The following is a 20379-nucleotide window of genomic DNA, read 5'->3' as shown; positions in this document are numbered from 1 at the left end:
TCACACCTTGGATGACCTTGCGCCCGCCGCCTTCGCCGGGTCCGCCGGCGCGTCGGCCGGGGCCTCGGCGCTCTCCGGCTTCGCGTGCTCCGACTTCTCGCCCTTCTCGGATTTCTCGCCCCTCTCGGGCTTCTCCGGCGTCACGAAGCGGTAGCCGACGTTGCGGACGGTGCCGATCAGCGACTCGTGCTCGGGGCCGAGCTTGGCGCGCAGCCGCCGTACGTGCACGTCGACGGTGCGGGTGCCGCCGAAGTAGTCGTAGCCCCACACCTCCTGGAGCAGCTGGGCGCGGGTGAACACGCGGCCCGGGTGCTGGGCGAGGTACTTCAGCAGCTCGAACTCCTTGAAGGTCAGGTCCAGGACCCGGCCCTTGAGCTTCGCGGAGTACGTCGCCTCGTCCACCGACAGGTCGCCGTTGCGGATCTCCATGGGGGAGTCGTCGCCGCCGATCTGCCGGCGGCCCGTGGCCAGCCGCAGCCGCGCCTCGACCTCCGCCGGGCCGGCGGTGTCGAGGAGTACGTCGTCGATGCCCCAGTCGGCGGTGACGGCGGCCAGACCGCCCTCGGTGACGATGAGGACCAGCGGACAGCTGAGGCCCGTGGAGCGCAGCAACTGGCACAGGCTGCGGATCTGGGGAAGGTCGCGGCGGCCGTCGACGAGGATGACGTCGGCGCCGGGGGTGTCGACGAGGGCGGGCCCTTCGGCGGGGGCGACACGTACGTTGTGCAGCAGCAGGCCGAGAGCGGGGAGCACCTCCGTCGACGGCTGGAGGGCGTTGGTCAGGAGCAGCAGAGAGCTCATCGCGCCCCACCTGCCCGGGACGGTTTGTGGTCGTGTCCGGTTCGCTCGCCCATAACGTCTGGTTCCTCCTGGGTCCCTGCGAGGACGTTTACGGCACTGCTTCGTACAGGTTCCTGCAGATGCGGACCCCGTGCCCGTGGGGCCCGCCGCGCGTCCGGGAGGTGAACGCCGGGCGCCCGCCCGGCATCGCTCCCGAAAGCACAAAAGGACCCGGGGGCTACGTTGCCCGAGTCCTCTGCCCAGCAGAATAGCCGACATGAGCAACCGACCGGCGGGTCATGTGGCGCGTTCCACCCGTCGTCCAGACAATCGTCCGCATCCCGAGACGCCCCGGGGAGTGCCGCGCCGCACGCCCGCGCGCACCTTCCTCCGTACGGCCGACGGCGTCCGCGTCGACGCCGTGTACGAGCCGGGACCGGCCGGGCGCGCCCCCTCTGACCTGGTGTTCGTCGTCGCGCACGGCTTCACCGGCGACGCCGATCGGCCGCACGTACGGCGGATCGCGGCGGCGTTCGCGCGGCACGGTGGCGTGGTCACGTTCTCCTTCCGGGGCCACGGGGCCTCCGGCGGGCGGTCCACCGTCGGGGACCGCGAGGTGCTCGACCTGGCGGCGGCGGTCGCGTGGGCGCGCGGCTTCGGGCACACGCGCGTGGTGACCGTCGGCTTCTCCATGGGCGGCTCGGTGGTCCTGCGGCACGCCGCGCTGTACGCCGACGACGAGGCGGGCACGGATGCCGTCGTGTCGGTCAGCTCCCCCGCCCGTTGGTACTACCGGGGCACGGCACCCATGCGCCGGCTGCACTGGCTGGTGATGCGCCCCGCCGGGCGCCTGGTCGGCCGCTACGGCCTGCGCACCCGCATCCACCACCGGGACTGGGACCCGGTGCCGCTGTCGCCGGTGGAGGCGGCCGGGCGGATCGCGCCGACGCCGCTGCTGGTCGTGCACGGCGACCGGGACGGCTACTTTCCCCTCGATCATCCCCGGATGCTGGCCGAGGCGGCCGGTGACCACGGCGAACTCTGGCTGGAGCCCGGCATGGGCCACGCCGAGAACGCCTCGGACGAGGCGCTGCTGCACCGCATCGGCGACTGGGCGGTGGCGGCGGCGGGCTAGCCTGACGTTGTTCATCGCCGACGACGAAGGAACGAGATGGCAAAGGTCACGGTGCGCTACTGGGCCGCCGCGAAGGCCGCGGCGGGGGTGGCCGAGGAGCCCTACGACGCGGCGACGCTCGCGGAGGCGCTCGGCGCGGTGCGGGAGCGGCACCCCGGCGAACTCACCCGCGTGCTGCTGCGCTGCTCGTTCCTCGTCGACGGCGACCCCGTGGGCACCCGCGGGCATGAGACGGTACGGCTGGCCGAGGGCGGCACGGTCGAGGTGCTCCCGCCGTTCGCAGGAGGGTGAGCGATGACCGACCAGCCGCATCAGCCGTACGGGCAGCAGCCGTACGAGGGACACGACGCGCAGGCGTGGCCCGGGCAGCAGCCGTACCAGTCGTACCAGGGGTACGGGGAGCAGCAGGGGTACGGGGAGCAGCAGCCGGACCCGAACGCCGGTCAGTACACGCAGCAGTGGCAGGGGCAGACCTGGGAGACGCAGGTGCAGCCGCCGGTCTCCGCCGAGGAGACGGCGTACCTGCCGTCGCACACCCCGCAGCCGCAGCCGCAGCCGTATCCGGCACAGGGGCAGGCGTACCAGCCGCAGACGTACGCACCTCAGCCTCAGCCCCAGCCGCAGCCCTACGAGCCCCCCGCGCCGTCGGAGCCTGCCGCCGCCGCTGCCGCCCCGGCCACCTCCGCCTCCGGCGAGCCCGGCTACGGTCCGGCGACCGTCGCCGGGAACACGCGGATCACCGACGCGCAGCGGGCCCGGGCCGAGGGGCGTTCGCCGATCATCGACCCGGGCATGCAGCCGGCCGGTCTCACCGCGCTCCTCGGGCTGCTGCTGTCCGGCGCGGCGGCGCTCGGCACGTACGCCCTCCTCGTCCCGCTCGTCGTCCTCCAGGCGGTCACCGCGGCGGGCTGGTTCCGGCTGAACGGCATGTGGCCCGCCCGGCAGGGCATCGCGCTGGGCTTTCTGGGCGCGCTCGCCGCCGACGCGGCGCTGCTGGTGTCGGACCGCTCCCCGGCGGCGATCCTCGGCACGCTCGGGGTGTGGGTGCTGCTCTCCCTCGTCCTCCAGCTCCGCTCGCACGCCGACCCCGACGAGCGGATGTACGGCCTGATGGCGACCATCGCCGCGGCGGCCCTGGCCGTCGTCGCGGGCGGGTACCTCGCCGCCGACGCGGACGCGGTGGCGGTCGGCGGAATCGCGGTGGCGGTGGCCGCCGTGGCCCGTGCGCTGCCGCTGCCGACACCGGCGTCCGTGGTCGTCGCGCTGCTCGCGGCGGCCGGGGCGGGGGTCGCGGCCGGCTCGGTGACGGACTTCGGGACGTCGGGGGCACTGCTCGGTGCGGGCGCGGCGGTCTGCGCGCTGATCGGCCTGCGGGTCGCGGCCTACGACTACCCCTCCAGGTTCGTCCACTTCACGGCGGGTGTGGCCCTGCCCCTCGCGGCGGCGGCCCCGGCCGTGTACGTCCTGGGCCGGGCCCTGGCCTGAGCCGCGCCGGGCACGGCACCCCCTTCAGCCGGGCACGGCACCCCCTGTCACAGGTCCTCGACAAAACCCGGGGGGTGCCCGAGGCCCGCGTTACGCTCGCGCTGGACGGCCGCCGGTCGTCGGGTCCGCCGCCGTCGAGCGTCCAGGTTGGGGAAACACCGCATGCGCGCACTGCGAATACTGTTGATCGTCGTCGTGATCCTGGGCGGCCTCTTCGTGATCGCCGACCGTGTCGCCGTCAACTTCGCCGAGGACGAGGCTGCCGACAAGCTGCGCAGCACCGAGAACCTGCCCTCGACGCCGGACGTCTCCATCAACGGCTTCCCCTTCCTCACGCAGGTCGCCGGCGGTTCCCTGGACGACGTGGAGGTCGGCATCGACGACTACGAGGCGTCCACCGGCAACGGCGACGAGAAGATCCGTATCGCCGAGCTGCGGGCGCACATGAAGGGCGTCGAGTTCTCCGGCGACTACAGCTCCGCCACCGCCGCCACCGCCACCGGCACCGCGACGGTCGGCTACGACGAGCTGATGAAGGCCGCCAAGTCCGAGCCCACGGACATCGCGCCCGGCATCTCGGCCAAGGTCGTCGGCCTCTCCGACGGCGGCAACGGAAAGATCAAGGTGTCGCTGCAGGCCACGGTCCTCGGCGTCGAGGTGCCCGAGCCGATCGAGGTGCTCAGCTCGGTCAAGGTCAAGGACGACGACGTCGAGGTCGTCGCCGACGGCCTGCCGGAGATCGGCGGCAGGCAGCTCGCCGAGTCCCGGATCCGGGCCATCACCGACTTCCAGCAGACCATCGACGAGCTGCCGGGCGGCATCGAGCTGGACAAGGTCGAGGCGGCGAAGGACGGCGTCGAGATCACGGTGAAGGGTTCGAACGTCAAGCTGGCCGGGTAGGACGAGGGTCGGCGGCCCCCGCACGCGGGTCGTGGCGTCCGACAGGCGAGACAGTCCCGTCCGTACCGCAGATGCGGAGACGCCCGCCCCGGCCCGGCCGCCCTTCCGTGACCGCCCGGCGAGTGTGTCATTCCCACATGTCGGACGATCCTGTCTCATCATGCGACACGTCGGTGACACGGACCGCCCTCAATCCCTACGATCGGGTCCTATGAAGCGACAGGCGGACCTCACGAAGCGGCGGGCAGTGGACCTGTGCCGCGTTGCCGCCATGCTCTGTCGCACCTTCTGAGGCGGACGGCGACGTCGCCGTCCACGTCCCCCTCATCCCTCGCCCGCCCGGCCTGTCCTGGGCACCCGCGCGCCACGCCGCCGCCCGGCCCGAGCGCGCACCCCCTCTCACCGCACGCCCCGCCGCAACTGCCCCGGAGGAGAAAACATGAGCCGCAGCGACGTCCTGGTCGACGCCGACTGGCTGCAGGACCACCTGGACGACCCGACCATCGCGATCGTCGAGGTGGACGAGGACACGTCCGCGTACGACAAGAACCACATCAAGAACGCGATCCGGATCGACTGGACCGAGGACCTCCAGGACCCGGTCCGCCGCGACTTCGTCGACCAGGAGGGCTTCGAGAAGCTCCTGTCGGAGAAGGGCATCTCCAACGACCACACCGTGGTCCTCTACGGCGGCAACAACAACTGGTTCGCGTCCTACGCCTACTGGTACTTCAAGCTGTACGGCCACGACAACGTCAAGCTCCTCGACGGCGGCCGCAAGAAGTGGGAGCTGGACGCCCGCGAGCTGGTCGCCGGCGACGAGGTGCCCCTGCGCGCCGCCACCGACTACAAGGCCAAGCCGCAGAACACCGCGATCCGCGCGTTCCGCGACGACGTGGTCCAGGCGATCGGCGCGCAGAACCTGGTCGACGTCCGTTCGCCCGACGAGTTCTCCGGCAAGCTGCTCGCCCCGGCCCACCTCCCGCAGGAGCAGTCGCAGCGTCCGGGCCACGTCCCGTCCGCCCGCAACATCCCGTGGTCGAAGAACGCCAACGACGACGGCACCTTCAAGTCGGACGACGAGCTCAAGCAGCTCTACACCGACGAGCAGGTCGACCTGGCGAAGGACACCATCGCCTACTGCCGCATCGGTGAGCGCTCGGCCCTGACCTGGTTCGTGCTGCACGAGCTGCTGGGCGTGGAGAACGTCAAGAACTACGACGGCTCCTGGACCGAGTACGGCTCCCTCGTCGGCGTGCCGATCGAGCTCGGCGCCGCGAAGTAAGCCACCCGGGTACAGCACCTCACCGCGACCTTTCCCAACACCTCAGGAGTAACGACATGTGCGGAGCGAAGGCCGGCGGCCCCGACGCCTCGACGATCAAGCCCGGTGAGACCACCATCCAGGGCCAGGTGACCCGCGACGGCGAGCCGGTGACGGGCTACGTCCGTCTGCTGGACGCCACCGGCGAGTTCACGGCGGAGGTCCCGACCTCCGCGACGGGCCAGTTCCGGTTCTACGCGGCCGAGGGCACCTGGACCCTGCGCGCGCTCGTCCCGGGCGGCACCGCCGACCGCACGGTCATCGCCCAGCAGGGCGGCCTGGCGGAGGTCGCGATCGCCGTCTGACGCCGAGCGACAGCGCGCACGGTGCGCGGGCAACGGCCGAGGGGCCGCACCCACCGGGTTGGACGCCTGGGGTGCGGCCCCTCCGGCATGTCCGGGATGTCGGGCCTACGCTGGAGGTATGTACGCGCGGCGGCGGCACGTCTACTTCGCCATGATGGGGACCTGCATCGTCCTCTTCGTCCTGGCCTGGGGAGTCGTGCGCATCTGGTCCGTCCCGGCGGCCGTCGGCCTGTGCGTGGTGGCCATGGTCATCCCGCCGGTGGCCGCGATGATCGCCAACCGGCGGGGCCCGGACGACCGCTGGTGGGACGACCCGTCGGGTGACACCCAGTCCGACGAGTGGTGGGACGAGCTGGACGGGAAGAAGCGCCCGCACTGAGCGCCTCTCCCGCATGGCTCAGTAGACGAGCGCCTGCGTGTCGTCGGCCAGCGCCTCCTGCACGAAGACCTGCGCGCCCGCGATCCGTACGCCCTCGATGACGTCCTTCTCGGTGAGGTCGCGCCGGGCCGCGCACTGGGTGCACAGCGTCACCCGGCCGCCCGCCAGGAGCGAGTCCAGCAGGTCGGGCAGCGGCGCGGCGTGCGGCAGCTCGAACTCGGCCGCGCGTCCCGGCACCGCGAACCAGGCGGACTCGCCGGTCAGCCACAGCGACACGTCGACCCCACTGGCCACGGCCACCGCCGCCACCGTGAACGCCTGAGAACACCGCTCGGGCGCGTCCGCCCCCGCCGTCACCTTGATCACGAGCTTCTTCGCCATGCCGGAAGCGTAGCCCGCCCGGAGCGGCGTCAGACGGCGACGGTGATCGTCACCAGCAGCGTCGCGACGCACAGGACGGTCAGCAGGCCGCTGACGGTGGCACCGTCCAGCCTCTTTGCCGACGGTGCCGGGCTCTGCGCTTCTGCACCGGCCTCGGCGGGTGGTCCGGAGGTGCCGGGCACGGGTGAGGTCATCGGCATCGACCGGGGCGTGAGCATCACCGCCGCCCTCTCGGACGGGCGGAAGCTGAACTGCCCCCAGCTCACCGTCAGAGAACGAGCCCGGATCCGCAAGCACGAACGACGCGCCACTAGGGCGGGCAAAGGCACTCTGGAAAGGGCTACCGAGTACGCGAAAGCCGCCCAGCTCAAGGCCAGGGAGGCCAACCGGCGCAAGGACTGGTGCGAGAAGACCAGCACCATGCTCGCCCGCACCTGCAGCCTGGTGCGCTTCGAGAAACTGAACATCAAGAACATGACCCGTTCCGCGAAAGGAACTCTGGAGCAGCCGGGCAGGCAGGTCCGGCAGAAGGCCGGGCCGAACCGGGGCATCCTGGCCCAGGGCTGGGGCCTGCTGCGGCAGCGCACCGGGCACAAGGCTCCCGGCCGGGTCGAGGACGTTCCCGCCCCCTACACCTCCCTGCGGTGCAGCGCCTGCGGATGGATCGAGAAGAAGTCACGCAAGAGCCAAGCCGACTTCGAGTGCGTATCCTGCGGCTCCACCTGCAACGCTGACACCAACGCAGCAGTCAATGTCGCGGTAGGACAGGGCGGGGCCCCCGCCCCCGGCGCGCAGCCGGTACCGGAGGGGCGACAACGGCCAACAGCCGTCCGAGCGCCCGTGAACCTCAACCCACCTGGGTTGGAATCCCTCTCTTCTGAGCACGGTCACCTGGCGCAAGAGCAGCTACGGCAACCAGGACGGCGGCGACTGCGTCGAGGTCGCCCCCGGCCTCCCCCTCGTGCCCGTCCGGGACAGCAAGGACCCCGCTCGCGGCGCGCTCCTGTTCGCCGCGCCCGCGTGGGCCGCCTTCCTGGACGGAGTCCGGCGAGAAGAGCCGGGACGGGCCGCGTAAGCTGGGGCCGGCCCTGTTTATGCCCCCCGCTCAAGGAGCACCCCGTGGAGATCTTCTTCGAAGCCCTGCTGGTCCTGGTCTGCGTCGGCGTCCTCGCCTTCGCCGGTCTGACCGTGAAGAAGCTGTACCAGGGCCAGCGCTGATCACCGACGCCAGGAAGTACCGCTCATGATCGAGATCCCGTCCGACCTGCACAAGGACCTCGTCCCCCTCGTCTTCCTGCTGGGTGACTGGGCCGGCGCGGGCGTGCACGACTTCCCCGGTGCCGAGAAGTGCAACTTCGGCCAGGAGGTCTCCTTCACCCACGACGGCCGGGACTTCCTGGAGTACCAGTCCCACACCTGGGTGCTGGACAACGACGGCAACAAGGTCCGTCCGCTGGAGTCCGAGCACGGCTTCTGGCGCATCGACGCGAACCGCAAGGTCGAGGTCACGATGACCCGCGACGACGGCGTCATCGAGATCTGGTACGGCGAGCTGGCCGACCAGAAGCCCCAGATCGACCTGGTGACGGACGCGGTGGCCCGCACAGCCGCCTCGCAGCCGTACACCGGCGGCAAGCGGCTGTACGGCTACGTCAAGAGCGACCTGATGTGGGTCGGCGAGAAGCAGACCCCCGAGGTCGAGCTGCGCCCCTACATGTCGGCGCACCTGAAGAAGGTCGTCACCCCGGAGGACGTCGAGCGCTGGGCCAAGGCCCTGCCGGACGACATGCCGGACGACGGGATCGCTTTCTTCAAGTAGTCGCCGGTTCGTCTTTCACCCGTACCAGACGATGGCGCAGATGTAGACACGCTCGTGCCGGGGGCCGCCAGGAACTGGATGAAGCCGCGTCCGCCGAAGATGGGGAAGTTCCGTAACCCGCCGGGCTTCCCCTCCGGCCGACTGCCCGCGACCTCGGCATCACCCCCGAGAGCGGCGATCTCTGTGGCGATGCGTCCCACTTCGGCCACGACGCCTACGGGCAGCCCTGCTGTGAGGTACTCCTCGCTCGGGTTGTATTCCCACTTCCAGTCGCTCACAGGCCCGCCTCCGCCTCCGCCTCGGCGTGGATCTTCCGGATCTCGGCGATGGCGTCCGTCGGGTCCTCAGAGCCGGTGCTCACCACCTCTTCCAGGTGCCGCAGGCGCGTGGCGCGGGACGGTCGGCGCTGGATCGCCACGAACACCCCCCAGGTGTGGACGAAAGTACGCAGAGGTGCGAGGGACTGGGTCTGCTGCGCGCTGGTCGTCGCCTCGACGAGATCCTGAACAAACGCGGGCACACGGCTCGGTGTCAGCCTCTCGACCGCAGTACGGAGTGCCTCGGGAGTGAGGGCGGGCATGGGGATGAGGGACTCGGTGAGTGGCTCCGGGCGGTGAGCGGTCACGGGAGAGTCCTCCGGATCAAGGGCCTGTGCTGGTGTCGACGGTACCGACCGCGGCGGGAGGCTGGGGCGCTTCTTGGGCGTCACATCATGAGGATGCCCGCCGGGCCTAGACTCGTGGTGTGGTGAGCACCGACTGGAAGAGCGACCTCAGGCAGCGTGGCTACCGGCTGACCCCGCAGCGGCAGCTGGTGCTCGAAGCCGTGGACACCCTCGAGCACGCGACCCCCGACGACATCCTCGGCCAGGTGCGCAAGACCGCGTCGGGGGTCAACATCTCCACCGTGTACCGCACGCTGGAGCTGCTGGAGGAGCTGGGGCTGGTCAGCCACGCCCATCTCGGGCACGGTGCGCCCACCTACCACCTGGCCGACCGGCACCACCACATCCACCTGGTCTGCCGGGACTGCACCAACGTGATCGAGGCCGACCTGTCGGTGGCCGCCGACTTCACCGCCAAGCTGCGCGAGCAGTTCGGCTTCGACACGGACATGAAGCACTTCGCGATCTTCGGCCGGTGCGAGAGCTGTTCCCTGAAGGGTTCAACTACCGAGTCGTAAGCAAGTCGTAGGCTGGGGCGTATGAAGAGCCCCCTGCTGTCCCTGCCCGGCGCCGTTCCCGCCGAGGGCGTGGACGAAGGCGTCGCCGCCCACTACGGCGACCTGTTCCGCGAGCAGCGTGCCCTCGCCGACGGCACCGGCTTCGTCGACCTCTCGCACCGCGGTGTCGTCACCGTCACGGGCGACGACCGGTTGAGCTGGCTGCACCTGCTGCTCACCCAGCACGTCAGCGACCTGCCGGCCGGCCAGGCCACCGAGGCGCTGATCCTCTCGGCGAACGGCCACATCGAGCACGCCCTGTACCTCGTCGACGACGGCACGACCGTCTGGGCCCATGTGGAGCCCGGCAGCCAGGAGGCGCTGATCGCCTACCTGGAGTCGATGAAGTTCTTCTACCGGGTCGAGGTCGCCGACCGCACCGCCGACACGGCGGTCGTGCACCTGCCGGCCGGGTCGATCGCCCAGGCCCCCGCCTCCGCCGCCGTCCGCGAGACGCCGTACGGCCGTGATCTCTTCCTGCCGAGGGAGGAGTTGGAGGCGTTCGCCGCCGAGGCCGGGCCCGCGGCCGGGATCCTCGCCCACGAGGCGCTGCGGGTCGAGCAGCACCGCCCGCGCCTCGGCTTCGAGACCGACCACCGCACCATCCCGCACGAGCTGGGCTGGATCGGTACGGCCGTGCACCTGCAGAAGGGCTGCTACCGCGGCCAGGAGACCGTCGCCCGGGTGCAGAACCTCGGCAAGCCGCCGCGCCGGCTGGTCTTCCTGCACCTGGACGGCAGCGAGGTCCACCTGCCGCCGAACGGGGCCGAGATCCGCCTCGCCGACGACGGGCCCGACGGCCGGAAGATCGGCTTCGTCACCACGTCCGTACGCCACCACGAGCTGGGCCCGGTCGCCCTCGCCCTGGTGAAGCGGAACGTGCCGGTGGACGCCCGGCTGATGGCCGAGGACACGGCGGCAGCGCAGGAGACGGTCGTCGAGCCGTAGGGCACGACCCGCCTCAGACCTCCACGAGGACCGTGAACGGGCCGTCGTTCGTCAGCGACACCCGCATCTGCGCGCCGAAACGTCCCGTCGCCACCGTCGCGCCCAGCGCGCGCAGTCGGGCGACGACCTCGTCGACCAGCGGTTCGGCGACGTCACCGGGCGCGGCGGCGTTCCAGGTGGGGCGGCGGCCCTTGCGGGCGTCGCCGTAAAGAGTGAACTGGCTGATGACCATCAGCGGGGCGTCGATGTCGCTGCACGACTTCTCGTCGTGCAGGATCCGCACCGACCAGAGCTTGCGGGCCAGCTGCGCCGCCTTCTCCTCGGTGTCGTCGTGGGTGACGCCGACCAGGACGCACAGGCCCTCGCCGTCGATCGCGCCCACGGTCTCGCCGTCCACGACGACGCTCGCGCCGTCCACCCTCTGCACCACTGCACGCATCCCGTCATGATGCCGTGCGCCCCCAGGGTGCGGACGGTCGGGGCCGTACGGGGTTTCTTTTCGCTGCGAACCCCCCATCTGGGGCCGATCGGGGCCGATCGGGGGCACTCGGTCACATAGCGGCCACTTGGGGTGGCACGATGCTCTCCAGACGCCGGGCGAGGGGACGGTTGAGGCACATGAGCACACCGAGTACGGGGCGGTCGTTCGGGACTGCCGCGTTGACATGTCCGAGTGGTCGGGGCGGTCCGAGTGGTCCGGGTGGTCTGGAGGCGCTCCGGCCGCCCGTGCAGCGCACGGACAGCCCGGAGCTGCCGGCCGACCCTCCGGAGCGGGACCTGACCGCGCTGAGCCTGCCGGAGCTGCGCACGCTGCGCCGGGACGCCCAGCGCGAGGAGGCCGACCTCAGCTACGTGCGGCGGCTGCTGCAGGGCCGTATCGACATCCTGCGCGCGGAGCTGGCGGGGCGCGGGCCGGCGTCGTCGTCGTCCGTGGTCACCACCGCGGCGACCGGATCGGTGGTGGAGCGGCTGTCGGAGATCCTCGCCGACGCACCGGCCCGGCAGCGCTCCTCCGCCCGCCATGTGACGCTGGCCACTCCGCGCAGCGAGGAGTGCCGGCGGCTGGCCGCGGAGATGCTCGGCGAGGTGGAGCTGTCCGACCTGACGGCCCGCACCGACGTCGAGCTGACCGCGGGGATGGGGCGGCTCGTGCGCTACGAGCAGCAGGTCTCCCGGAACCGGCAGCGGCTCCAGCGCACCGCGGACGGCTGCAGCGCGGAGATCGCACGCCGGTACCGTGAAGGGGAAGCACAAGTCGACGACCTGCTCGTGTGACACGGGGGCGGCCATCCGCGCCGCCTCCGGGGTCCGGTGATCCCGGGCCGTCTCAGCGGGGGGTCGCCCGTTCCGGAAGGCCACCGCCGATGCCCGCGCCCCAGCCGTCGCAACCGTCGCACGTGAACCAGTCGTCGCACGCGGACCAGTCGTCGCACGCGGACCAGTCGTCGCAGACGCACCGGTCCGCGCCCACCTCCGCCCTCTCGCCCGTCGTGCCGCCCGTCCTCGCCGAGGTCGTCAGGTCCGGCTTCGTCGAGGGGCGGCACCGGGGCAGCCTGGTGATCCTGGGCGCCGACGGGGCCGTGGAGCTGGCCCTGGGGGACGTGACGGCGCCGGTCTTCCCGCGGTCCTCCAACAAGCCGATGCAGGCGGCCGGCGTCCTGCGGGCCGGTCTCGACCTCGCGGGGGAGCGGCTGGCGCTGGCCGCCGCGAGCCACTCCGGAGAACCGTTTCACCGCGACCTGGTCCGCAAGATGCTGGACGAGTACGGCCTGGACCCGGCGCTGCTCCGGTGCCCGCCCGACCTGCCGCTGGACGCCGAGGAGCGGGAGACGTACCTGGCGTCGGGCGCCGTGCCCGACCGCATCACCATGAACTGCTCCGGCAAGCACACCGCGATGCTGGCGGTCTGCGCACAGCGGGGCTGGCCGCTGGATACCTACCTCGACCCGGAGCACCCGCTCCAGCGGATCATCCACAGGGTTGTGGAGGACGCCGCGGGCGAGCCGGTGGCCGCCGTCGGTACGGACGGGTGCGGGGCGCCGCTGATGGCGATCAGCCTGGTCGGCCTGGCCCGCGCCTTCCGGTCCTTCGTCGCCGCCGAGCCCGGCTCGGCCGAGCGCCGGGTCGCCGACGCGATGCGCGCCCACCCCGAGTACGTCGCCGGCAGCCGGCGCGCCGACACCTGGCTGATGCGGGAGGTGCCCGGCACGCTCTCCAAGATGGGTGCCGAGGCCGTCCAGGCGGTGGCCCTGCCCGACGGCCGCGCCCTCGCCTTCAAGATCGAGGACGGCGCGACCCGGGCCCTGGGCCCGGTGCTGTCCCGCGCTCTGACGCTGCTGGGCGTGGCAGGCCCGGTCGTCGACCGCATCGGCCGCGCACCCCTGCTGGGCGGTGGCCGTGAGGTGGGGGAGATACGGGCGTCCTTCTGACGTCCGCGGCCCCGGAACCGGGCCCCGCCCCGGATAATCCCCGCGACGCGGGTCGGCACGTCGTCCTACGGTGAGCGTATGAGTCGCCGCACCGAGATCGACGTACGTCCCATCACCGAGGCCGAGTTCCCCGACTGGAACCGGGCCCTGAACACAGGGTTCCTGCAGCCGCCCGCCGTGGCCGCCGAGCAGCTGGAGGCCCGGCGCCGGCAGTTCGTGCCCGGCCGGTCGCTCGGTGCCTTCGACGGCGACCGGTGCGTGGCGACCTTCCGCTCCTTCGACCAGGAGCTGACCGCCGTCGGGGGCGTCCCGGTCCGGGCCGACGCGATCTCCAACGTCACCGTCACCGCGACCCACCGCCGCCGCGGCCTGCTCACCCGGATGATGGCGCAGGACCTGGCCGCGGCCAAGGAGCGCGGGGACGTCGTCGCGACGCTGATCGCGGCGGAGTACCCGATCTACGGCCGGTACGGCTTCGGCCCCGCCACCACCATGACCGAGTGGGCGGTCGACGTGCCCCGCGCCGGTCTCGACCCGCGCTGGGCGGCCCCGGAGGACGGCGGCCGGATCGACCTCGTGGACGGCGACGACGTGCGCAAGCTCGGCCCCGAGCTGCACGAGCGGCTGCGCCGGGCCCAGCCGGGCGCGGTCAGCCGGGCGGAGCTGTGGTGGCAGTCCCGGACCGGCGTCGTGAACATGAACGGCACGCCCTGGACCGAGCCCTACTACGCCCTGTACCGCTCGGCGGACGGCGAGGTCGAGGGCATGGCCTCGTACCGGACCGACGACCACTGGGGCGGTGCCAAGCAGCCGCTGAACACGGCGACCGTCGACTGGCTGATCGCCGTGACCCCGGTCGCGGAGCGCGCGTTGTGGCACTACCTGTGCTCGGTCGACTGGGTCCAGACGGTGAAGAGCGGCTGGCGCTCCCCCGACGACCTGCTCCCGCACCTCCTGCCGGACCCGCGCGCGGCCCGCATCACCACGCAGGCCGACTGGCTGTGGGTGCGGATCCTGGACGTCGCGGGGGCGCTCGAGGCGCGGACGTACGAGGGGCAGGGCTCGGTGGTCCTCGAGGTGGTGGACCGGGGAGGGCTGACCGGCGGACGGTGGCGGCTGGAGGCGGGGCCGGACGGGGCGTCCTGCGCGCCGGCCACCGAGAGCGCCCATCTCACGCTCGACGTGGGCGACTTGGCAGCGCTCTGGCTCGGTGACGCCTCGGCCGTACGGCTGGCCGCGCTCGGCCGGGTGCGGGAAGAACGAGCGGGCGCCGCCCGTGTGGTCGACGCCCTGCTGCGTACGTCCAGGCGGCCTTGGTGCCCGGACATGTTCTGAGGTGACTCCCTTCCGCCGGTGACGGTGGACGTGCGCATCCGTAGCGCGTGTTCTTCGACGTGCTCTTCAGTTGTGGTTGTGGTTGTTGTGCCGGTGGTGCGTGGTGCTTACCGCCGGCCGGGCTCCCGGCTCCCCTCCGGAAGGGGGCCCGGCCGGCGGTACGTCGGTTCAGCCGGACTGGGCGAGCAGCATCACGAGGATCACCGCGCCCACACCGCCGATCATGGTGTTCTTCGCCTTGATGCCGATGGACAGCGCGACGAACGCGATGATGCCCATCGGCCCGTACTTCCATTGCACGAGCTGCTCGAACCCGATGGCCAGAGCGGCGACGACGATGGCGATGAGCGGCATGGTGGACCCCCTGTCACCGTGGTGGCCAACCCCTGCGAAGATTGACCACGTTGCTCAAGTTGGCTACCAACTTATCTCTGGTTATCTCCACTTGGAAGAAGCTTGTAACCACCCGCTCGCGAACTGCGGCAAGATGGCGTGAAGTTGTGGCGTACGGCCGCACGGCCTGCACCGGCTTCGCCCCGATGCGACGGGAACCGGCCAAGGTCACAGCGCGGGATCCGCGACCATGAGAGCAAGCAGCACCGCGCCGGCGCAGCTGACGGAGGGCCGCCTGGCTTTGAGTCCTATGGCGAGCAGGAGCAGGCCGACGATGCCGGTGCCGCCGTAGCGCCACTGGACGATCTGCTCGAAGGTGATGACGCAGACCGCGGAGACGAGGGCGAGGACGGCCATGGTCTCCCCCCTTCAAGACGTTCGGGCGGCCGGAAGTTCGCGGATGAGCGGGTTCAGGAAGATAGGCTTCCGCCAACTGGTTGATGTTGGCTGCCAACTTCAGTTACGTTGTTCCCACTTGGCTGCTACCTATAAACAAGTTTCAAACAACTCCCAGTAGGTAGGTCAAAGTTGTAGCGTTTGGTCGTGACTCAGGAGAGCGTGTCCGTGAACGGCAGCAGAAGGCTCTCGTCGCAGGAGATCGCCGAAGTCCTGCGCGAGCGGATCCGTGAGGGAGACCTCAAGGCGGGCGACCGCCTGCCGACGCAGGCCGAGCTGGCCGAGGAGTTCGGCGTGGAGCGGGGCACCGTGCGCCAGGCGCTGCGCGCGCTCCAGGACGACAAGCTGCTCACCAACGTCAGCAAGGGCAGCCCGCCCCGCATCGCCGAGCCCGCCCCCGTCCGGGACGACGAGCCGCAGAAGACGATGTGGGCCTTGGGGCCCCGGCTGACGGTGGCGTTCTCGGAGCCGCGGGTGCGGGTCGACGTCGTGTGTCACACCTCGGAGACGTTGGTGTCCGCGCTCAGCGAGCCGCTCCGCCTGATCCATGAAGGCGCCGTCGAGCCGGAGTCGATCGAGTTCCGGGTGCTGCTCCCGGCGCCGGACATCAAGCTGGCCTTTCCCGTTCTGGTCGCTGACGAGGAGAACGATCCGGTCCACCGACGCTGGCTCGGGATGCGTAACGCCCAGGCCCGGGTGCTTGAGCTCAACCTGCTCGCCGTGCGGAAGATCAGCCGGCACGTCGACGTACGGGTGGCCTTCCGCACGCTGCCGTTCACCCCGCCGATGAAGCTCTACCTGCTCAACGGCGAGGAGGCGCTCTTCGGCTACTACCTGGTGGACCAGCGCGAGGAGGAGTACGAGGGCCGGACGCTGCAGATGTACGACGCGCTCGGCTCCCATTCGCTGCTGTTCCCCTTCCAGAAGAAGATCAGCCGCGGTGACAGGGTCTTCGTCGAGGAGTCGCAGAAGTGGTTCAACGGCCTGTGGGGGACCGTCTCCAGGCCCATGGAGCTCAGCCCGTGACGTCCCACACGGAACGGGCGGAACCGGTGAGCGAGCCGGGCGGGCGTGCCGAGGTGCCCGAGCGCGTGCGGGAGCTGGTCCTGGGCGCCCGCCTCGTCCTGTGGGACTTCGACGGCCCCGTCTGCAGACTTTTCGCGGGCCACCCGGCCGACCGGGTGGCGGGTGAACTGGTGGCCTGGCTGGAGGGGATGGGGTTCAAGGACCTGCTGCCCCAGGAGGAGCAGAGCCACCCGGACCCGATGGTCCTGCTGGGCGCGGTCAACCGCAGGCACCGCCGAAGCGACCTCGTCGCCGAGTTCGAGGAACGGCTGACCCGCGAGGAACTGCGCGCCGTACCCACCGCATGGCCGACCCCGTACGCCGACCCCCTGATCCGTACCTGGACCGCCCTCGGCACCGGTCTCGCGATCACGACCAACAACTCGCCCCGCGTGGTGAGCCGGTACCTGGCGACCCGGGGCCTGCTGGACTGCTTCGCCCCGCACATCTACGGCCGCACCCGGGACCCGCACCTGCTCAAGCCCGACCCGCACCACCTCAACCGCGCCCTCGACGCCATGAGCGCCGCCCCAGGGCAGGCCCTGATGCTCGGCGACTCCCCCGCCGACGCGGCCGCGGCCAGGCGGGCGGGTGTCCCCTTCCTCGGGTACGCGAGGAACGGCCGAAAGGAGGAGCAACTGCGGTCCGCGGGCGAGGAAGTACTCGTTCACTCCCTCGAAGCGGTACTGCGGGTGGTACGGGAGGAACGCGCGACGCGGCAGTAGGCACCACCCGCTACCCGCTACCCGCTACCCGCAGACCGACGACTCGTCGGCGGCCCGGAGGACCGGGAGGTACGAGGAGACCACCGCGTCCGCGCCGCCCTGCGCCATCCGCAGCGCGCGTTCCGCGTGCCCGGTGAGTCCGAGGAAACCGGTCCCGGCCGACCGGGCGGCACCCAGGTCGGTGAGCTGGTCACCGACGAGCAGGCAGTCCGAGGCGGGCAAGCCCAGGTGGCGCAGGGCCCGGTGCACGCAGTCCGGATGCGGCTTCATGAGCCGTGCGTCGTGGGGCGACCGGCCGAAGACTCCGTGGAACTTCGAGCCGAGTCCACGACCTTCGAGGTACTCCAGGATCGGTCCCTCCGCGTTGTTGCTGACGACGGCCAGACGCTTGCCCTGGCCGAGCAGCAGATCCACGAGGGCGTACAGGTGCGCAGTGGGGACCGCGGTGCGCACGGCCCGCCGCTCCAGGCCGGTGACGGCGGCCTCGGCGAGTTCCAGCGGGAGGCTGCTGGGCCTGGGAACGGACCGTTCGTACATTTCCCTGAGCGGGCCGAGGACGCCGTGGGAGTCGTCGCACTTCTCGACCGAGGGGTCGAGCGGCCCCCAGTACCGCCGGGCCGTCCGTTTGACCTGCTCCGCCACGTCCGTAGTGGTCGCGCCCGCGAACAGGTCGCAGACGGGACCGTCGAAGTCGAACAGCACCGCGCGGGCGGACCCGAACGCGCGCAGCAGAACGGCCGGGTCCGCGAAGGTTCCCCGGGCGAGGTCTGTGTCGGTCATCGCGGCAGTCTCCCGCACGGGGCGCGAACGGGTCATCACGACACGTAACTTCGGAGTAGGGTGACGCACCCTGTCACCGCACCGACTCCTCCAGGTTGAGCGGAGCACAGAGAATGACACTGTCCCAGGGGTCCCCCGTCCGCCTGCGGGCCGTCGGGATCAGCGGCGACCGGAGTGGGGTCGAGGGCCCATTGACGGGGTACTACCACGAGACCTACGTGGTACCGCTGCCCGGCGCGGCGGGAGCGGCGCGCTGGAAGTGCCGGGAGCCGCGGTCCAACCTGCTGTGGTTCGACCGCCGGTGCTTCGTGTCGGAGGAGCGGCTGCTGCTCGCCCTGCAGGGCCGGATATCCCGGGTACCGGAGGTGTTCGAGCTCGACGGGCTGCACCTGCAGCGCTTCGTCGAGGGCCAGACCCTGGGCAGGCTGCACGGCGCCGGTCACGCGGTGCCCCGCGACCTGGTGCGACAGCTCGTGCGGCTCTTCGGGGAGACGGCGGCCGTGACGTCGCGGACGCTCCCCGTGGAGCGGCGGTGCGGTCCCGAGGACCGGCCGGCGGACGGCGACAGCGACGGCTTCATGGAACGGCTCGTCTGCTTCACCGAGCAGCGCGTCTACGCGGACAACCTGCCGCGGTTCGGCTCCCTCTTCGCCGGTCTGGGCCTGGACGACGACGCGTTCAAGAGGCTGCGCAAGCATGTCGCGGGACTCCGGGAGCGCCCGTTCTGCCTGCTCCACGCCGACCTGCACCGCGAGAACCTGATCGTCGACGCGGACCGGCGGCTGTGGACCATCGACTGGGAACTGGCGATGGTCGGCGACCCGCTGTACGAGCTGGCCACTCACCTGCACCTGATGCGTTACCCGGCCTGGCAGCGCCGCCAGGTGGCGGAGGGCTGGCGGCACGCGGTCGAGGCCGCCCGCCCCGGCGGGACGTACGGCTGGCGGCAGGACCTGGACCTGCTCCTCGGGTACAAGCGGGCCCAGTCGGTCTTCACCGACGTCGTCCGGGAGGCCGTCTCACTGGGCCGGGCCGGCCGGTCGCCCGGCCCCCGCGTCTCGATCGCGGCGGCCAGACTGCACGACGTCCTGACCGCCGCGGCCCTCCCCCTCGGCCTCGACTCCGTCCCCGCCCCCACCGAAATCGCCACCGCCCTCGCGCGCTGGTCCCGCACGGACCCACAGGACGAGGGAGCCCTGCCGGGCAGGCCATAGGCTCGGCCCATGAACGCCCCCGGTCTGCGCGAGCGCAAGAAGCAGCGGATGTTCCAAACGCTGTCGGACACCGCCGTCGAACTCTTCCTGGAGAAGGGCTTCGACGCGGTGTCCGTCGCGGAGGTGGCCGCCGCGGCCGAGGTCTCCAAGCCGACGCTCTTCCGGTACTTCCCGGCGAAGGAGGACCTCGTCCTGCACCGCATCGCCGACCACGAGGACGAGGCGGCCCGGGTGGCGGCCCGGGGCCCGGCGCCGCTCGACGCGCTGCGCCGGCACTTCCTGGCAGGTCTTGAGCGGTGCGATCCGGTGACCGGGCTCAACGACCACCCCGCCGTACTCGCCTTCCACCGGCTGCTCTACGGCACCCCCGCCCTGGTCGCGCGGATGCACATCCAGCTGGAGCGGTCCGAGGCCGCGCTCGCCGAGGTGCTCGGCGGCGACCTGGAGGCCAGGCTGGCCGCCGGTCAGATCATCGCCGTGCAGCGCGTCCTCGCGCTGGACAACTGGCGGCGGATCGCCGGCGGGGAACGGGTGGAGGACGTGCGGGGGGACGCGGTGGCGGCGGCGGAGCGGGCATTCGCGGGGCTGGCGGCCGGACTGCCAAGACGCATGACGGAGTAAAAAAAGTAACCAGACTGCCGCCGACCTGGTCCTGCTCGACGAGGTCGCCGGACTCCTCGAACACCCCGAGGGCTACGGCCACATCGTCGTCGACGAGGCCCAGGACCTGTCCCCGATGGAGTGCCGGGCCATCGCCCGCCGGTCCGCCTTCGGTTCGCTCACCGTCCTCGGCGACCTCGCCCAGGGGACCACGCCGTGGGCCGCGCGGTCCTGGCGTACCCTCCTCGCCCACCTGGGCCGCCCGGACGCGGACGTGGTGCCGCTGACCACGGGATTCCGGGTGCCGGAGGAGGTCGTGGGCCTCACCAACCGGCTCCTGGCACGGCTCGGCGTGGACGTGCCGCCGCCCCGTTCGCTGCGCGGCGGCGGTGAGCTGACGCTGCGCGAGACCGAGCCCGGCGCCGTGCCGGAGACGGTCGTGGACGCCGTACGGCACGCGCTCGCCCGGCAGGGCTCGGTGGGCGTCGTCGCCGCCGACCCGGACGTGCCCCGGCTGCGGGCGGCCCTCGACGCGGCCGGCATCGCGGCGGCGGGACCCGAGGCGCTGGGCGCCCGGGTGGCCGTCGTACCGGCGAGCGTGGTCAAGGGACTGGAGTACGACCACGTCGTCGCCGTCGAACCGGCGGCGATCGCGGCGGCGGAGGGGCGGGGAGGACGGGGCCTGCACCGCCTGTACGTGGTACTCACCCGCGCGGTGTCCCGGCTGGACGTGGTCCACGCGCGGCCCCTGCCGTTCTGAGGCGA

General features: G+C 71.7%; 24 protein-coding genes and 3 pseudogenes. 20 read left to right on the top strand and 7 right to left on the bottom strand.

The features are described from left to right. Window positions 1–801 carry a response regulator transcription factor gene (locus ABS735_RS36040; protein WP_373904267.1) on the bottom strand — a complete coding sequence of 267 codons (801 nt, stop codon included), beginning with the start codon at window positions 799–801 and terminating at the stop codon, window positions 1–3. Window positions 802–1057: 256 nt separating this feature from the next. On the opposite strand from ABS735_RS36040, the gene ABS735_RS36035 reads away from it, so the two are divergent. The 7 genes from ABS735_RS36035 (at window position 1058) to ABS735_RS36005 (ending at window position 6308) form a co-directional block, all read left to right on the top strand. Next, entirely contained in the window at window positions 1058–1915 is an 858-nt protein-coding gene (locus ABS735_RS36035; protein WP_373904266.1) for an alpha/beta hydrolase, read from the top strand. Window positions 1916–1951: 36 nt separating this feature from the next. Then, window positions 1952–2206 carry a MoaD/ThiS family protein gene (locus ABS735_RS36030; RefSeq protein ID WP_076975423.1) on the top strand — a complete coding sequence of 85 codons (255 nt, stop codon included), beginning with the start codon at window positions 1952–1954 and terminating at the stop codon, window positions 2204–2206. Between the two features lie 3 nt (window positions 2207–2209). After that, the gene (locus ABS735_RS36025) at window positions 2210–3400 is read left to right on the top strand and encodes a hypothetical protein (RefSeq protein ID WP_373904265.1); all 1191 of its coding nucleotides are present in this window, start codon (window positions 2210–2212) and stop codon (window positions 3398–3400) included. A 162-nt stretch (window positions 3401–3562) separates the two neighbouring features. Beyond that, window positions 3563–4300 carry an LmeA family phospholipid-binding protein gene (locus tag ABS735_RS36020; RefSeq protein WP_373904264.1) on the top strand — a complete coding sequence of 246 codons (738 nt, stop codon included), beginning with the start codon at window positions 3563–3565 and terminating at the stop codon, window positions 4298–4300. Between the two features lie 439 nt (window positions 4301–4739). Then, window positions 4740–5585 carry a sulfurtransferase gene (locus tag ABS735_RS36015; protein ID WP_373904263.1) on the top strand — a complete coding sequence of 282 codons (846 nt, stop codon included), beginning with the start codon at window positions 4740–4742 and terminating at the stop codon, window positions 5583–5585. Window positions 5586–5641: 56 nt separating this feature from the next. Beyond that, on the top strand, window positions 5642–5929 hold the full coding sequence (locus tag ABS735_RS36010; RefSeq protein ID WP_373904262.1) for a DUF1416 domain-containing protein: 288 nt from the start codon (window positions 5642–5644) through the stop codon (window positions 5927–5929). Between the two features lie 118 nt (window positions 5930–6047). Further along, window positions 6048–6308, top strand: a complete 261-nt coding sequence (locus tag ABS735_RS36005; protein WP_373904261.1) for a DUF3099 domain-containing protein — start codon at window positions 6048–6050, stop codon at window positions 6306–6308. An 18-nt stretch (window positions 6309–6326) separates the two neighbouring features. On the opposite strand, the gene ABS735_RS36000 is transcribed toward ABS735_RS36005, so the two are convergent. Next, complete coding sequence (locus ABS735_RS36000) at window positions 6327–6689, bottom strand: DsrE family protein (protein WP_003974797.1); 363 nt, start codon at window positions 6687–6689, stop codon at window positions 6327–6329. A gap of 42 nt (window positions 6690–6731) precedes the next feature. On the opposite strand from ABS735_RS36000, the pseudogene ABS735_RS35995 reads away from it, so the two are divergent. From ABS735_RS35995 to ABS735_RS35985, 3 genes and pseudogenes are all read left to right on the top strand, one after another. Next, window positions 6732–7385: pseudogene (locus ABS735_RS35995) on the top strand (RNA-guided endonuclease InsQ/TnpB family protein); the annotation flags it as partial. Window positions 7386–7563: 178 nt separating this feature from the next. Next, window positions 7564–7764: pseudogene (locus ABS735_RS35990) on the top strand (DUF397 domain-containing protein); the annotation flags it as partial. A gap of 168 nt (window positions 7765–7932) precedes the next feature. Next, window positions 7933–8508, top strand: a complete 576-nt coding sequence (locus tag ABS735_RS35985; protein WP_003974791.1) for a heme-binding beta-barrel domain-containing protein — start codon at window positions 7933–7935, stop codon at window positions 8506–8508. 274 nt (window positions 8509–8782) lie between these two features. On the opposite strand, the gene ABS735_RS35980 is transcribed toward ABS735_RS35985, so the two are convergent. Beyond that, window positions 8783–9133: a DUF6247 family protein gene (locus tag ABS735_RS35980; protein ID WP_373904260.1), complete on the bottom strand. Its 351-nt coding sequence runs from the start codon at window positions 9131–9133 to the stop codon at window positions 8783–8785. 119 nt (window positions 9134–9252) lie between these two features. On the opposite strand from ABS735_RS35980, the gene ABS735_RS35975 reads away from it, so the two are divergent. After that, entirely contained in the window at window positions 9253–9690 is a 438-nt protein-coding gene (locus ABS735_RS35975) for a Fur family transcriptional regulator (RefSeq protein ID WP_102929144.1), read from the top strand. Between the two features lie 21 nt (window positions 9691–9711). Continuing rightward, on the top strand, window positions 9712–10677 hold the full coding sequence (ygfZ, locus tag ABS735_RS35970) for a CAF17-like 4Fe-4S cluster assembly/insertion protein YgfZ (protein WP_373904259.1): 966 nt from the start codon (window positions 9712–9714) through the stop codon (window positions 10675–10677). Between the two features lie 13 nt (window positions 10678–10690). On the opposite strand, the gene dtd is transcribed toward ygfZ, so the two are convergent. Beyond that, window positions 10691–11116, bottom strand: a complete 426-nt coding sequence (dtd, locus tag ABS735_RS35965) for a D-aminoacyl-tRNA deacylase (protein ID WP_373904258.1) — start codon at window positions 11114–11116, stop codon at window positions 10691–10693. A 179-nt stretch (window positions 11117–11295) separates the two neighbouring features. On the opposite strand from dtd, the gene ABS735_RS35960 reads away from it, so the two are divergent. From ABS735_RS35960 to ABS735_RS35950, 3 genes are all read left to right on the top strand, one after another. Next, window positions 11296–11952, top strand: a complete 657-nt coding sequence (locus ABS735_RS35960; RefSeq protein ID WP_373904257.1) for an RsiG family protein — start codon at window positions 11296–11298, stop codon at window positions 11950–11952. An 89-nt stretch (window positions 11953–12041) separates the two neighbouring features. Continuing rightward, window positions 12042–13106: an asparaginase gene (locus tag ABS735_RS35955; protein ID WP_373904256.1), complete on the top strand. Its 1065-nt coding sequence runs from the start codon at window positions 12042–12044 to the stop codon at window positions 13104–13106. A gap of 78 nt (window positions 13107–13184) precedes the next feature. After that, on the top strand, window positions 13185–14441 hold the full coding sequence (locus ABS735_RS35950; protein WP_373904255.1) for a GNAT family N-acetyltransferase: 1257 nt from the start codon (window positions 13185–13187) through the stop codon (window positions 14439–14441). Window positions 14442–14609: 168 nt separating this feature from the next. On the opposite strand, the gene ABS735_RS35945 is transcribed toward ABS735_RS35950, so the two are convergent. Both ABS735_RS35945 and ABS735_RS35940 read right to left on the bottom strand, forming a co-directional pair. Further along, window positions 14610–14795 carry a hypothetical protein gene (locus ABS735_RS35945; RefSeq protein WP_003974784.1) on the bottom strand — a complete coding sequence of 62 codons (186 nt, stop codon included), beginning with the start codon at window positions 14793–14795 and terminating at the stop codon, window positions 14610–14612. Between the two features lie 207 nt (window positions 14796–15002). After that, a complete protein-coding gene (locus ABS735_RS35940) occupies window positions 15003–15191 on the bottom strand; it encodes a hypothetical protein (RefSeq protein ID WP_373904254.1) in 189 nt (62 codons plus the stop codon). Between the two features lie 180 nt (window positions 15192–15371). Between ABS735_RS35940 and ABS735_RS35935 the strand changes: the two genes are divergently transcribed. Then, window positions 15372–16256, top strand: a complete 885-nt coding sequence (locus ABS735_RS35935; RefSeq protein WP_373904253.1) for a FadR/GntR family transcriptional regulator — start codon at window positions 15372–15374, stop codon at window positions 16254–16256. Further along, window positions 16253–17020 (top strand): HAD family hydrolase, encoded by a 768-nt coding sequence (locus tag ABS735_RS35930; RefSeq protein ID WP_373904252.1) that lies wholly within the window; start codon window positions 16253–16255, stop codon window positions 17018–17020. The genes ABS735_RS35935 and ABS735_RS35930 overlap by 4 nt, the downstream gene beginning before the upstream one ends. A gap of 24 nt (window positions 17021–17044) precedes the next feature. Here the strand turns inward: ABS735_RS35930 and ABS735_RS35925 are convergent, their stop codons facing one another. Further along, window positions 17045–17800 (bottom strand): HAD family hydrolase, encoded by a 756-nt coding sequence (locus tag ABS735_RS35925; RefSeq protein WP_373904251.1) that lies wholly within the window; start codon window positions 17798–17800, stop codon window positions 17045–17047. Between the two features lie 113 nt (window positions 17801–17913). Here ABS735_RS35925 and ABS735_RS35920 point away from each other — a divergent pair, with 113 nt between their 5' ends. The 3 genes and pseudogenes from ABS735_RS35920 to ABS735_RS35910 all read left to right on the top strand — a co-directional run. Then, on the top strand, window positions 17914–19014 hold the full coding sequence (locus tag ABS735_RS35920; RefSeq protein WP_373904250.1) for a phosphotransferase: 1101 nt from the start codon (window positions 17914–17916) through the stop codon (window positions 19012–19014). Between the two features lie 9 nt (window positions 19015–19023). Continuing rightward, window positions 19024–19635 carry a TetR family transcriptional regulator gene (locus ABS735_RS35915; RefSeq protein WP_373904249.1) on the top strand — a complete coding sequence of 204 codons (612 nt, stop codon included), beginning with the start codon at window positions 19024–19026 and terminating at the stop codon, window positions 19633–19635. A gap of 13 nt (window positions 19636–19648) precedes the next feature. Beyond that, a pseudogene (locus ABS735_RS35910) lies at window positions 19649–20374 on the top strand (AAA family ATPase); the annotation flags it as partial. Window positions 20375–20379: the final 5 nt, after the last annotated feature.

The organism is Streptomyces sp. MMCC 100, assembly GCF_041538145.2.
GTDB lineage: Bacteria > Actinomycetota > Actinomycetes > Streptomycetales > Streptomycetaceae > Streptomyces.
The sequence above is the reverse complement of the archived record's forward strand: the minus strand, read 5'-3'. Positions and strand labels throughout refer to the sequence as shown.

What these genes read in the sequence shown, in the direction of transcription:
- ABS735_RS35925 (WP_373904251.1), bottom strand. Translation starts at nt 17,800, where the DNA reads ATGACCGACACAGACCTCGCCCGGGGAACCTTCGCGGACCCGGCCGTT.
- ABS735_RS35960 (WP_373904257.1), top strand. Translation starts at nt 11,296, where the DNA reads ATGAGCACACCGAGTACGGGGCGGTCGTTCGGGACTGCCGCGTTGACA.
- ABS735_RS35985 (WP_003974791.1), top strand. Translation starts at nt 7,933, where the DNA reads ATGATCGAGATCCCGTCCGACCTGCACAAGGACCTCGTCCCCCTCGTC.
- ABS735_RS36030 (WP_076975423.1), top strand. Translation starts at nt 1,952, where the DNA reads ATGGCAAAGGTCACGGTGCGCTACTGGGCCGCCGCGAAGGCCGCGGCG.
- ABS735_RS36015 (WP_373904263.1), top strand. Translation starts at nt 4,740, where the DNA reads ATGAGCCGCAGCGACGTCCTGGTCGACGCCGACTGGCTGCAGGACCAC.
- ABS735_RS35945 (WP_003974784.1), bottom strand. Translation starts at nt 14,795, where the DNA reads ATGCCGCTCATCGCCATCGTCGTCGCCGCTCTGGCCATCGGGTTCGAG.
- ygfZ (WP_373904259.1), top strand. Translation starts at nt 9,712, where the DNA reads ATGAAGAGCCCCCTGCTGTCCCTGCCCGGCGCCGTTCCCGCCGAGGGC.
- ABS735_RS36025 (WP_373904265.1), top strand. Translation starts at nt 2,210, where the DNA reads ATGACCGACCAGCCGCATCAGCCGTACGGGCAGCAGCCGTACGAGGGA.
- ABS735_RS36010 (WP_373904262.1), top strand. Translation starts at nt 5,642, where the DNA reads ATGTGCGGAGCGAAGGCCGGCGGCCCCGACGCCTCGACGATCAAGCCC.
- ABS735_RS36000 (WP_003974797.1), bottom strand. Translation starts at nt 6,689, where the DNA reads ATGGCGAAGAAGCTCGTGATCAAGGTGACGGCGGGGGCGGACGCGCCC.
- ABS735_RS35950 (WP_373904255.1), top strand. Translation starts at nt 13,185, where the DNA reads ATGAGTCGCCGCACCGAGATCGACGTACGTCCCATCACCGAGGCCGAG.
- ABS735_RS35940 (WP_373904254.1), bottom strand. Translation starts at nt 15,191, where the DNA reads ATGGCCGTCCTCGCCCTCGTCTCCGCGGTCTGCGTCATCACCTTCGAG.
- ABS735_RS36020 (WP_373904264.1), top strand. Translation starts at nt 3,563, where the DNA reads ATGCGCGCACTGCGAATACTGTTGATCGTCGTCGTGATCCTGGGCGGC.
- ABS735_RS36005 (WP_373904261.1), top strand. Translation starts at nt 6,048, where the DNA reads ATGTACGCGCGGCGGCGGCACGTCTACTTCGCCATGATGGGGACCTGC.
- ABS735_RS35955 (WP_373904256.1), top strand. Translation starts at nt 12,042, where the DNA reads ATGCCCGCGCCCCAGCCGTCGCAACCGTCGCACGTGAACCAGTCGTCG.
- ABS735_RS36035 (WP_373904266.1), top strand. Translation starts at nt 1,058, where the DNA reads ATGAGCAACCGACCGGCGGGTCATGTGGCGCGTTCCACCCGTCGTCCA.
- ABS735_RS35920 (WP_373904250.1), top strand. Translation starts at nt 17,914, where the DNA reads ATGACACTGTCCCAGGGGTCCCCCGTCCGCCTGCGGGCCGTCGGGATC.
- ABS735_RS35915 (WP_373904249.1), top strand. Translation starts at nt 19,024, where the DNA reads ATGAACGCCCCCGGTCTGCGCGAGCGCAAGAAGCAGCGGATGTTCCAA.
- dtd (WP_373904258.1), bottom strand. Translation starts at nt 11,116, where the DNA reads ATGCGTGCAGTGGTGCAGAGGGTGGACGGCGCGAGCGTCGTCGTGGAC.
- ABS735_RS36040 (WP_373904267.1), bottom strand. Translation starts at nt 801, where the DNA reads ATGAGCTCTCTGCTGCTCCTGACCAACGCCCTCCAGCCGTCGACGGAG.